Annotated in this window: 8 protein-coding genes; 3 read left to right on the top strand and 5 right to left on the bottom strand. The window is 42.1% G+C overall.

Annotated elements, in window-relative coordinates; translation table 11 throughout:
• Nucleotides 1-43 precede the first annotated feature (43 nt).
• Nucleotides 44-1,306: a type IX secretion system plug protein gene (locus ACO1XM_RS02400; protein ID WP_486225511.1), complete on the top strand. Its 1,263-nt coding sequence runs from the start codon at nucleotides 44-46 to the stop codon at nucleotides 1,304-1,306.
• On the opposite strand, the gene cas6 is transcribed toward ACO1XM_RS02400, so the two are convergent.
• The 3 genes from cas6 to ACO1XM_RS02385 form a co-directional block, all read right to left on the bottom strand.
• A complete protein-coding gene (gene cas6 / locus ACO1XM_RS02395; RefSeq protein WP_486225510.1) occupies nucleotides 1,303-2,103 on the bottom strand; it encodes a CRISPR-associated endoribonuclease Cas6 in 801 nt (266 codons plus the stop codon). The two genes, ACO1XM_RS02400 and cas6, sit on opposite strands and share 4 nt — an antisense overlap.
• 117 nt (nucleotides 2,104-2,220) lie before the next feature.
• The gene (ychF, locus tag ACO1XM_RS02390) at nucleotides 2,221-3,318 is read right to left on the bottom strand and encodes a redox-regulated ATPase YchF (RefSeq protein ID WP_486225509.1); all 1,098 of its coding nucleotides are present in this window, start codon (nucleotides 3,316-3,318) and stop codon (nucleotides 2,221-2,223) included.
• 154 nt (nucleotides 3,319-3,472) lie between these two features.
• Nucleotides 3,473-3,841 carry a DUF3276 family protein gene (locus ACO1XM_RS02385; RefSeq protein ID WP_486225508.1) on the bottom strand — a complete coding sequence of 123 codons (369 nt, stop codon included), beginning with the start codon at nucleotides 3,839-3,841 and terminating at the stop codon, nucleotides 3,473-3,475.
• A gap of 102 nt (nucleotides 3,842-3,943) precedes the next feature.
• Here ACO1XM_RS02385 and ACO1XM_RS02380 point away from each other — a divergent pair, with 102 nt between their 5' ends.
• Nucleotides 3,944-4,879, top strand: a complete 936-nt coding sequence (locus ACO1XM_RS02380; RefSeq protein WP_486225507.1) for a DUF58 domain-containing protein — start codon at nucleotides 3,944-3,946, stop codon at nucleotides 4,877-4,879.
• A gap of 3 nt (nucleotides 4,880-4,882) precedes the next feature.
• On the opposite strand, the gene ACO1XM_RS02375 is transcribed toward ACO1XM_RS02380, so the two are convergent.
• Nucleotides 4,883-5,233, bottom strand: a complete 351-nt coding sequence (locus ACO1XM_RS02375) for a 4Fe-4S binding protein (protein WP_486225506.1) — start codon at nucleotides 5,231-5,233, stop codon at nucleotides 4,883-4,885.
• A 98-nt stretch (nucleotides 5,234-5,331) separates the two neighbouring features.
• Between ACO1XM_RS02375 and ACO1XM_RS02370 the strand changes: the two genes are divergently transcribed.
• On the top strand, nucleotides 5,332-6,348 hold the full coding sequence (locus ACO1XM_RS02370) for an acyl-CoA reductase (RefSeq protein WP_486225505.1): 1,017 nt from the start codon (nucleotides 5,332-5,334) through the stop codon (nucleotides 6,346-6,348).
• A 125-nt stretch (nucleotides 6,349-6,473) separates the two neighbouring features.
• Here the strand turns inward: ACO1XM_RS02370 and ACO1XM_RS02365 are convergent, their stop codons facing one another.
• A complete protein-coding gene (locus ACO1XM_RS02365) occupies nucleotides 6,474-12,341 on the bottom strand; it encodes a T9SS type B sorting domain-containing protein (RefSeq protein WP_486225504.1) in 5,868 nt (1,955 codons plus the stop codon).

Raw genomic sequence — 12,341 nt, 5'->3', positions numbered from 1 at the left:
TTCTTTTCTAAAGTTGGAATACATTTCTAATTTAAAGGAATTTATGAAGAAACTACTTGTCCTTTTCTTGCTGGCCTCCTGTACCCCCCTTTCGTACCCTACAACGGGAGAACAATCTTATAATTTGCTGGATGACGGGGTGTTTTCAAACACCATCAAAACCATTCAGCTTTATCCCGATAAAAACGATGTTACCAATGTTTTATTACCAGCCAGTGTTCCGCTTCAGGAACAAAACCTAAGGCTTGAATTTGACGACCTGGTAACAGCCTACCAATCGTATACGGTGCGTATTAGTCATTGTAATGCCGACTGGACAAAATCCAGCCTCTCCAACCTGGATTTTCTGATGGAATATAATAGCTTCCCGATTAACCAATATGCTTTCTCTTCCGATACCCACATACCCTACTTACATTATTGGTTCATTGTTCCACCAGTAAAACTAAGTGGTAATTATGTGCTTACTGTTTACCTGGATGATAGCAAACCAGTTTTTTCAAAGCGTTTTATGGTCTATAGTAAGCAAGTTCAGCTTTCTTTGAACACCGACTTATCGGGTGCCAGTCAGCTCAACGATAAACAAGGCATTAGTCTGTCAATTCAATACCCCAACCTCGAAGTAATGAATGCTTCAACACAATTTGAAGTGCAAATCAGACAAAATCAACGTTGGGATAATTTAATTACCAATGTACCTCCAGCATTTTTAAGAGAAGCTGAGCGTGCCATAGAATACAGAGTGAATGATGAAGACTATATGCACGATGGCGGCAATGAATATCGTTTCATCGATCTTCGCACGGTTATTAATACAGGACAGAACCTGGCCAAGATCGACAGATCTGCAAAACCTTATACTGCATTTGTTGGCACCGATAAATCCAGGCAATACGACCGCTATGCGCAGTACCCCGATTTTAATGGCAACTATGTAATCATGAATTACGATTACACACTTCAATATTCAGAAAATTATATTAAAACCATTTTTACTTTATCCACTGGAAAAAAGATGGATGGTGCCGTGCACCTGCAAGGCAAACTTGTAAACAATCCTTTTAGTAAAGAAAGTGAGATGCTCTATGATTCTGCAAAACAGGAATACAGAAAGGAACTTTTATTAAAACAAGGCTGGTATAATTATCAATACGTAATTAAGAAGGGAGATAAAAAAAATAATCTGTTGGAGGGTAATCATTTCGAAACAGAAAATCTTTATGAGGTGCTGGTGTATTATAAGTCACTTCAACCAAGGGCAGATTTATTGGTGGGTTACTTACAATTGAATAAAAATCCGCGTTAAGCGTAAACGGCCTGCTTTTCTTCATGTCGCTGGATAGCATCATTATTGGCCAGATCCAGCATGCCAAAACCTTTGGCTGTATAATGGCCTAAGCCATTTTCGTAAATAAATTGCTGTACTTCTGTAGCGGCATACAGTTTAAAAGGAAAAGTATAACCCCTTACTTCAAATCGAACATCGTTATCGTATAAGGGATAGATGCGTGCAAATTTTTTGTGCGAATCCTGCAGGCGTTGTAAATAATCCTGATCGGCTACTAATTGGAATTTATAAAAAGAGGTAATCGCCTCTGGTGAATATTTACCAGAAGCCTCCATTCTGCTGATGGTGGAGTCATATAATAAATCTGAAAACTCATCAGTGCCTGGTGAGATAAAGCGTTTGCTGCTTTCATCATTAAAAATGGCAGGTAGTAAAACAATGGGTGAAATACACAGAAATTTAGTTTCAGCACCCACTGTTACGGCATCCTCATTTTCATAACTCTCAGGAGAAAGCTGCAGGTTACCCACCATAATTTCCCGCATTTTAAAAAGCTGGTCCATGAAGTAATCCAGAAAAGGCTTGTCTGTGCAGGCAAAAACAAGGGTTACTTTTGAGGAGTAGAAGTGCAGGCCTTTACGACTGATTTTAGTCTGCCCCTTTAATCCAGAGAAATTAAATAGTGAAAAGCTTCTGTAGTCCGGATTTGACCCAAAAACTAATACACCTTTGATAAACTGTGCTATCAGGTACTGATGATGGAAAGGGACGTAAGCCCCTCTATTTTTCAACGAAAAAACAATCCTAACTCTCAAGCAAAAAAAAATTTGGGGTTAAAAAAATAACTACGAGAACCCCCGCTACTCATTGAGGTTGAGCGGTTTATAAAACTAGAAAAGAAGAACTGATTTTAAAAGGAAGAACCGTATTAATTATACGTTAAAGCGGAAATGCATGATATCGCCATCGGCTACCACATATTCTTTGCCTTCTACAGCCATTTTACCAGCCTCCTTACATGCCACCTCCGTTTTATATTGCTGATAATCAGACAGTTTTATAACTTCTGCCCTAATAAAGCCCTTTTCAAAATCTGTATGAATAACACCAGCAGCCTGGGGTGCCTTCCATCCTTTCTTAATGGTCCAAGCCCTAACTTCCTGAACTCCAGCAGTAAAATAAGTAATTAAATTAAGAAGGGCATAAGAAGCCCTCACCAGCTTATTTAAGCCAGATTCGGTTAAGCCGTATTCTTTCAAAAACTCTTTCCGGTCTTCTTCGCTCTCCAATTCGGCAATTTGTGCTTCAATGGCCGCACTGATAATCACTACATCTGCACCCTCTTGTTTCACCAAGGCTCTAAGGGCGTCTACATGTTTATTGCCTGTATGCAATGATCCTTCATCTACATTGGCTACATACAAAACAGGTTTAGCCGTTAATAATTGCAAGTCAGCAATGGCCTTAGCATCTTCTGCATCCAAGACTACTGATCTGGCGTTTTTACCCTCCAGCAGCGCTTCTTTTACCTGTAGCAAAACTTGTAACTCCTTTTTGGCCTTTGCGTCACCGGTCTTGGCAATTTTCTCTGCCTTTGTTATTTTTTTATCTATTGACTCCAAGTCCTTCAATTGAAGTTCGGTGTCTATAATTTCTTTGTCTGCTACCGGATTTACACGGCCATCCACGTGGACAATATTGTCGTTGTCAAAGCAGCGCACCACATGTAAAATGGCATCAACCTCTCTGATGTTAGCCAGAAACTGATTGCCCAATCCCTCTCCCTTACTGGCTCCTTTCACCAATCCGGCAATGTCAACAAACTCAATAGTAGCTGGCATAACACGTTGTGGAATAACCAATTCTTCCAATACCTTCAATCGTGGGTCTGGTACAGTAATAATACCCACATTTGGCTCGATCGTACAGAAAGGGAAGTTAGCTGCCTCAGCCTTATTATTAGAAATAGAGTTAAAAAGGGTGGATTTACCAACATTGGGAAGACCTACTATACCGCACTGAAGAGCCATAGACAAATACGAATTTAAAATGAGGTGCAAATATAAGCCTCAAGCGTAGTATGTGGAGCAGCCGACCAGATTATTAGCCAAGTCAGCTGTGAGAATCCAAAAAAAAACCTCCAAAGCGGAGGTTTTTCTTGAAATTTATCAAAGTCAGGGGGCTTTACTCCCACTTAAGCTCTGTATCATTCTGGATGCTTCCATTGTTATCAGACTCAATCGTCACCTCTTCATGGTCGGCTTCACGCTCGCGGTCGAATTGTTCAAAATCAACTCCCGGCATTAATTCCTTGATGTGTGCTACAGAACCATTCAGGGCATTTAAAAACTTGTTGAAATCTTCTTTGTACAAGAAAATCTTGTGTTTTTCATAGGTAAAACCATCTTCTTTAAAGCGCTTCTTACTTTCCGTAATGGTTAGGTAGAAGTCGTTTGAACGAGTCGATTTTACATCAAAGAAATAGGTTCGCTTTCCTGCCTTCACTTTCGCAGAGTAGATTTCTTCTCTGCCATTTGCCTTATTATCTTCCACAATCCTGTTGGTTAAGGGGTTGGTTTTTGGGTTTGTCAGGGCGAAATATAATATTTTGCCTTTTGATAGCAAACTATATTAAAAATTCTAATCAGTGCAGCTTTGTTAGTAGATTTACCCGTGTTGTTTAAACTAAGTGATTTAAAGCAAAGTGCCAGCCTGGATTTGCTGGCCAGGCAATTGGTTGAGGGCTTCATTACAGGTCTTCACAAGTCTCCTTACCATGGCTTTTCAGTCGAGTTCTCAGAACACCGTCTTTATAACGAAGGCGAAAGCACCCGACATATCGACTGGAAAGTTTACTCAAGAACAGATAAGCTTTTTACTAAACGCTATGCTGAAGAAACGAATCTGCGTTGCTTATTGATCGTAGATAAATCCCCATCCATGTACTATCCAGCCCAAGGCAAGGGTAAGATAACTTTTAGCACTTATGCAGCAGCGGCACTGGCTTATTTAATACAACATCAGCGCGATGCTGTCGGACTTTGCACCTTCTCCAACCAAATAGAATCCCTTTCTCAAATTCGATCCACACCTTCTCACCTCGAAAAGCTTTTCATCGACATGGAAAAGCTACTGAAGGAGGACCGAACGAAAGGGAGCAGCAACAGTGATACTAAACTAAGTGAGGTTCTGCATGAGATTGCAGAAAAAATTCATAAACGTTCGCTTGTAGTCATTTTTAGCGATTTTTTTGATGCTGACGAGACTACCCAGGAGTTGTTTAAAGCCTTGCAGCACCTCAGACACATGAAACATGAGGTTATTGTTTTTCACGTAACCGACAAGGCTACTGAATACAATTTCGATTTTGGCAGCAAGCCCGTTGAATTCATCGACCTTGAAAGTGGCAACCGTATTAAAGTAAACACTGAGGATGTTAAAGGAGCCTATATCAAAACAGCTGAGGGCTTTTATCAAGCCCTCAAACAACAATGCCAGCAATTTAAAATTGATTTTGTAGAGGCCGATATTTCAACAGGCTTTCAACATGTTTTGCAAACTTATTTAATCAAAAGAGCTAAAATGCGATAAGTTTTAGCCTTCCTGATGCAGCCAGGCTTTCTTTGTTGCCAATTCCTCTTTGGTTTCTACGTAATCCGGATCTGGCACGCAACAATCCACCGGGCATACCGCTGCGCATTGGGGCTCTTCATGGAAACCTGTGCACTCAGTACACTTTCCTGGAACGATATAGTAGAATTCAGCAGATACAGGTGCCTGCATCGCTTTTGCATCTTGCTCAGTTCCATCCTCTAACTCTACGGCTGTGAGTTTTGTACCTCCTGCCCAGTTCCATTCCCTTCCTCCCTCGTAAATAGCAGTATTAGGGCACTCAGGCTCGCATGCTCCACAGTTGATACACTCATCAGTAATTATAATCGCCATGTAATCCGTATTTTTGAGTCCTTAAAAGTGCTGCAAAAATAGAACAGCACAACCAGTAATCAAAAACAGCTTTTAACTGCTTAAAGTTTATTTTTCTCATGAATTTACAACAACGTATTCAGGCTTTTCACCAGTTGGGACAAGTACTGCAAACTATGCCCCCCGAGAAACTGGAAGCCTGGAGTTTTGCTGCCAAATCAGAGAATCCCTGGTTTACCCCTGCCTCCGTTAAACAAGCCATAGAGGGTATAAGCACAATGCTGCACGAACCACACCTTCTAGAGTGGGTACAGGCCTATACACTAGCGGAAGTAAGTAGCAAGCGCATTGCCATTGTGATGGCCGGCAACATTCCCATGGTTGGTTTTCATGACCTGCTTTGTGTTTTAATCAGTGGTCATCATGCCGTGATTAAATTAAGTTCGAAGGATGGCGTACTGATAAAAAACATATTGCAGGAATTAAAGAACATAGCACCCGATTTTGCCGATCAATATTCAATCGTTGATGGCCCTCTGAAAACTTTCGATGCCGTAATAGCCACAGGTAGCGACAATTCTGCAAGGTACTTCCATCATTACTTTGGTAAGTATCCCAACATTATCAGAAAAAACAGAACATCCTGTGCAGTGCTTACCGGCAAGGAGAGTAAAGAAGATATCAGCAAACTAGGTGAAGATATTTTCAGCTATTTTGGTTTAGGCTGCAGAAACGTTTCTAAGCTTTTTATTCCGAAGGGATTTGAAATTCCCTTGCTGCTGGATCAATGGCAGAAGTATGAAGATGTAATCCATCATCATAAATACAATAACAATTATGACTATCAGAAGGCCATCCTGCTGGTTAACCAAACACCACATCTTGATACTGGCTACTTGTTATTACAGGAGAGCGATCGGCTCGTCTCCCCTATTTCAGTGTTATTCTACCAATATTACAATTCAGAAGATGACCTGATTAATACGATTATTCAAGAGCGCGAAAAACTTCAATGTATTGTGGGCAATGAAGCTTTCTGTACAGTGCCTTTCGGTCAGACGCAAATGCCTGGTCTGAAAGATTATGCAGATGATGTTGATACGCTTGCGTTTTTAAGTAAGATCGCTGCTGACTAAGTATAATTAAGTTTCGGACTTCCGTCCGCTAGCCATGCGGAATCATTGACTGTAGTATTCGAAGAAGCCAATAAAAAAGCCCTTCAGTTTCCTAAAGGGCTTTTTTATTAAAATTCTATTTCAAGTTAAGGCTTGTTACCTCTTAAAATCTCTACCCAACCAGTAAACTCCTGGCCACCTGATTGCAAGTTGTAGTAATAAATACCATCTGATACACCTTCGGCATTCCAGTTATTCTGGTAATCGTTTGAAGAGTAAACTTCATTACCCCAACGATTGCTGATGATCAGTTTAGAACCCGCTGCCAGATTTCTTATAAAGAATACCTCATTGCGCTGATTAGGATCATTGTCTGGTGTAAACACATTTGGAATGAAAATATCCGTCTTAACACCAATCACAAATTCCTTTTCAGCCACGCAGCCAAAGTCATCCTGAACAATCGCTGTATAAGTACCTGGGCCAAGGCCTGAGTACTGTTGAGAGTAACTAGTATTTACCAATAATACTTCTGTCTCCGGACGAATCACTTCATCGAAAGCATTTTGTAACTGCATGAAATAAACCGGAGAACCACCTGTTACAACAAATATGCGTGCAGCAGTAGGATCATCTTCAAAAGAAGTTTCCTGCTGAGGTCTTGGTGTAGTGGGGTCACTGATAGCCAGTGCTGTGTTTGGCCCTTCTATAATAAGATCGGTAGTTACCGTTGACTCACAGCTCTGTGTTGACCCTGGTTGTCGAAGAATTAAGCTATACACATCTGGTACCACACCTTCAATGACCGTACCCAATAAGGACTCAGTGAAAGTAATATTTCCATTAAGTGTTTGGTTACCTGAGCTCAGTACGTATTCATAATCCTGCTCCTGAATACCACTCACATTGCTTAATACGATACTTCCCCCTTCACCAAAGCATTCTTCATTAACAGCAGTAGCTGTGAAGGTAACACGAACAGCGCCCCTTAACCTTGTTGAGGCAGGATCAATGCGTGTAGGACATAAGGCATTCACAGATTTAACCCACACAAAGTAATCGCCAGATGCAAGGTTTGGAATAAACACCGGGTTTGGGCTAGCCGTAGCAAAGTCAGCATCCGTTGGTATTACTGAAAAATCTGTAAGTACAGCCACCTGGAATTGACCAGCAAAATTGTTATCAATATTAAAAGCTATACTTCCGTTCTGTCCGTTACCAGCACAATCCGGGGCTGTGGCCACAATTGAATTTGTCGTAACGATACCCGGGAAGTTTACAGTTGGCAGTGTCAGCGTTTTCGGTGCGCAACCAGAAACATCTGATACTATCAAGCTATAGGAACCTGGCGCCAAAGAGGTAAAGGTATTATTAGCAGGAAGACCACTGATGTCTTCTTCACTACCTGTTAATCCGAACTTATAGGTAAATGGCGCTACACCACCTGAAGTAGTCACGGTGATGGAACCATCATTACTGTTGCACGATGCATCTTGCTTGATCGCACTGACTAATGAAACCGGCTCCTGGAATCCAGGGCCAACATTAACCAGTACTTCGGCAGGGCACGTATCTGTATTATCGTCTCTGATCAGGATGGCCGCTGTTCCCGCAGGAATGTTCGCAATTGTTTGTCCCGATAAGAAAGGCTGGGCATCAGTGAAGTCACCTATAATAGAGTATTCGTATGGTGCAGAACCACCCCCTGTAATGGATATGGTCGCTGTGCCTGTTGCATCACCAATACAAGTAGGATCAATCTTATTATCCAGCACTGCAGTTACATTCGCTTGTCGATCGAGCTTAAATGGCAGTGTACAAATGTTGCCAGAGCCATCTAAAATTCTGTAATAATACTGTGCGGGTTTTAAGCCACTTATCACGATTGGCGTTCCAGCGATTCCCGTCTCACTTGTCTGATTAACAACAGGTAAGCCTGCTACAATAACTGTATCAATCAAAATCACAGTATAGTTAGGTGAAGGTGTGCCCCCTGAAATATCAAAAGAAAGCTGGCCATCATCCTCACCGTTACAGCCTGGTTTAGTTTCTACAATATTCGTAGTGAATAAGGTACAATTCTCATTGCCAATCGGTCCACCACCACCCGATCCGCAAAGCGGGTCAGTCGTAGCGCGTGTAGTAATTGTAATAGTCTGCGTCAACTCTACAGCACAAGAACCATCCATATTAGCTGCCAACACATTAAAGGTTGTTGTTGTTGCAATATCAGAAGTAGGCAGGTTAATGCTGAAGCCGTTACCAAGGAAGGCACCGCCCACATTAGAATCATCTGCATCCAATCTGAGTTGATATACAATGTTGTTTTGAGAAGCAACTACAATTGCAGATGAAGCTCCAGCACAAATTAAAGTCGGGAAAGCGCTTAAACTTCTGGAAGCATCTGGCCCATTATTAACCGTAACACTAACCAAGGTTGCCAATTCAGCTGAACACGTTCCATTAGAAGCTAACACATTGAAAGTTGTATTGGCATTCAGTACTCCTGATGACAATACCAGGTCTATGCCCGTTCCTGTACCTGAAGCAAGTACAGCATTGTTAGCATCATTTCTCAACTCATATAACACTCCATTCTCCGCTAAAGCAATGGTAATATTAACACTTGATCCTACGCAGGTTGTTAGTGTTGAGGCACTAACTGCCAGGGATGTAGAGGGCGTAGGATTAACCGTAATCGTTTCTGTATCCGTTAATTCAATAGAGCATGTTCCGCTACCTGCTAACACATTGAAGGTAGTGGTTGATGTTAAATTCCCTGTTGGTAAATTAATAGTAGTACCATTTCCTGTAACAGCAGCATTTACATTTGAATCATCAGCATCGTTCCTTAATTGATATGAAACCCCCACTTCTGAATTCAATACCTGAACAAAGGTAGTTCCGCCTACACATATTGTGGCACTGGTCGAAGAAGTCACTAATGAATTATCAATTGTTCCGACACCAATTATGACAGTTACAACTTCAGTCAGAACATCCGATGCACAAACGCCATTTGATGCCTCCACGTTGAAATCAGTATCAACTAAAAGAACATCTGTTGGCAAAAGAATTATACCTCCAGTACCTGCAACGGGTGTGCCCACAAGTGCATTGCTTGGATGCAACCTTAGTTGATAGTTTACTCCTACCTCTGAATTAATAACCTGAATAGATGTTGATCCACCAGCACAAACCGGGTTCGCTGATGCGCTTAGATCAAGGCTCAGGTCTTGTTCATTAACAACCTGAACCGTAACCTGATTAGTTAACTCAGCTGTACATGAAGCATTTTCAGCTAAAATATTGTAAGTAGTCGTAGTTGTAATGGTCCCTGTGTTGAAAATCACAGAGGCACCGCTAAAGGGTCCGTTGATAATAGAATTATCTGCATCATTTCGCAGCGTATAATTTACCCCAGCTTCAGGGTTTGTTATTTCAATTGTTGTACCGGTGTTTTCACAGATAGTTGTGGCGGCTGGTGTTACTGCTAAGCTAATATCAATGGTTCCGTTTACCGTAACTGGCACCGTGGTCGTCAATTCCACAGGTGTGCAAACCCCGCTGCTTGCCAAAATATTAAAGACAGTAGATGTAGTTAAGCTACCGCTTATCAATATTATCGGGCCACCTGTTCCAATAACGGCAGCTCCTGAAAGCGCATCACCACTTAGATCATCTCTTAATTGATAGGAAACACCAAGCTCAGAATTTACTATATTAATACTTGCTGTACCTCCTTCACAAATGGTTGATCCTGGCCCATTTACTGTAAGTGAGGCATCCGGATTTTGATCAATATTAACCGTAACTTGATTGACTAGCTCAACTGAGCAAGAACCATTGGTGGCAAAAATATTAAAGGTTGTTGTGGCGTTGAGTAAGCCAGTAGATATGACCAGATCTGCTCCTGTGCCTGGCACCTGAGCACCTATTAAGCTATTGTCTGCGTCATTTCTTAATTGATACAATACACCGTTCTCAGCACTTATAATGGTAATGTTGGTCTGATTGCCTTCACACAAAGTGGAGGCAGCCACATTTACGGCCAGGTTGCTATTGATTGTACCAGAAACTGTAACCGTTGGCTTTGCTGTTAACTCAACAGGAGGACATGAAGTCACTGTAGCCAATACATTAAAGGTGATGTTTGCCGTAAGTATGCCTGTTGGTAATTGAATATTTCCTCCGGTACCTGTTACTGGCGCGCCAATGGGTGCATCATTGGCATCATTGCGTAATTGATATGATACACCCAGTTGTGAATTTGCAACTACAATCTCTGTAGAACCACCTGTACACAAATTGGTAATGGTGGCTGTTAAACCTAAGCTTATATCAGGTGAGTTAACTACTGCTACTTGGGTTGATCCGCTGCTTGCTACTGAACATCCTGTAGCATCTGAAAGATTGACAATAGTGAAGGTTGTAGTTACTGCCGGGTTTACTAAAAGCGATAAACCAAATGAAGTCACCTGCGGTGCTGAAGTAGTTGTTCCGTCAAACACCTGGAAAGTCCAAGGAGCTGTACCCGTAAAGCTTATGTTAATATTTGTTGAAGATCCTGCACAGATGGTAGCATTAGTAGCTCCAACGGCTGCGGTTGGAATCGCATTAACGGTTACTGCAAAGTTAACGGCTGAGCCCGCGCAGCTCGCTGCATTCGTCTCAACTACACTAACATTGCCTGAGGTAGAACCCCACGTAACGGTGATGCTGTTCGTGCCCTGACCTCCGGTGATGGAAGCTCCTGCCGGAACTGTCCAAACGTAAGTACTGGTCGGAGTATTCACTACGCTGTAACCAACCCCTGTTTCGTTGGCACAAACACTGTTGTCGCCTGTGATGATACTTGTAACGGGAAGTGGATTGATGGTAACGGGACGATTAACAGCTGAGCCAACACAACCTGAATTCGTTTCTACTACCTCAACATTGCCTGCTCCGGCTGCTCCCCAGTCAACAGTAATGCTCGCTGTGTTAGTACCACTCACTTGTGCACCCCCTGTAATCATCCACGCATACGTACTACCTACATTAGAGGTAACACTGTACGCAACACCTGCTTCACTCGCACAAACACTATTGTCGCCTGTAATCGTACTCGTAACCGGAATGTCATTGACCGTCACCACAGGCGTACCAGCCATATTAGCAGATGTACACACGCCATTTGAAGCCACAATAGAAAAAGTATAAGGAGAACCTGCCGGTGTCAACTCTGAAGCTGCCACATTAAAAACGAGTGCTCCTCCAGTTCCCGGCACAGCTGCACCGAGCGGATTACCATTCTTAAAGAGTTGATAGGTTGTACCTGGAGCGGGATCAGGAGGATTAATTTCTGAATCTGCCAAGTCAATAGTTATGGACTCTCCATCGCATATATCTGTGTCGGATGCTAAAACACCAAAGGAGCTTGGTGAAGGATCTGTGATAGCGATAGGTCCTGCAGTCGCCTGACAAACGGTTCGGGAGTCAGTTACAGTTAATGAATAGTTACCACCACTTAGGTTAGCTATATCTTCAGTAGCATAAGGGCCACCTGGGCCAGTCCAATTATAAACAAGGTTTGCCGGAGCACTACCACCAGAGACAACAATATTTATTGCCCCATTCGCTGCAACGCAGCTAGTATTATTCACAGGTGAAACATTATCTATTGATGGCGTACTAAAAAGAAAAACTGTAGTACCCGAAGCTGGGCTACCATTATCATCTGAAACAACTACTGTATAATTTCTACCTCCTGGTGTTCCTCCCAAATTTGAAATAAGGACAGGTGAACCGACAGAAATAGGTTGATTGATTAAATTGAACGCCCCGCTAAAAACACTAAAGGTGGCTGTCCCAGTAGCACTTGTCAAGGTAATTTCAATTTGACCATTTCCATTGGCTCCACAAGCATCCAAGGTTGTTGTCACTGAAAATACGGGTGGTTGAGCCCACGATTTGAAGCTTCCAAACAAGGTCAAGGTCAGGAAGGCGCTAAAAATAAGTATCGACTTGCGCAT

The sequence above is a fragment of the Chryseotalea sp. genome (assembly GCF_057350905.1).
This window is presented reverse-complemented; position numbering and strand designations above follow the sequence as displayed.

Bases quoted from the DNA above. Each gene is read 5' to 3' on its own strand.
- ACO1XM_RS02400 (WP_486225511.1), top strand. From the start codon at position 44: ATGAAGAAACTACTTGTCCTTTTCTTGCTGGCCTCCTGTACCCCCCTT.
- ychF (WP_486225509.1), bottom strand. From the start codon at position 3,318: ATGGCTCTTCAGTGCGGTATAGTAGGTCTTCCCAATGTTGGTAAATCC.
- ACO1XM_RS02375 (WP_486225506.1), bottom strand. From the start codon at position 5,233: ATGGCGATTATAATTACTGATGAGTGTATCAACTGTGGAGCATGCGAG.
- ACO1XM_RS02370 (WP_486225505.1), top strand. From the start codon at position 5,332: ATGAATTTACAACAACGTATTCAGGCTTTTCACCAGTTGGGACAAGTA.
- ACO1XM_RS02365 (WP_486225504.1), bottom strand. From the start codon at position 12,341: ATGCGCAAGTCGATACTTATTTTTAGCGCCTTCCTGACCTTGACCTTG.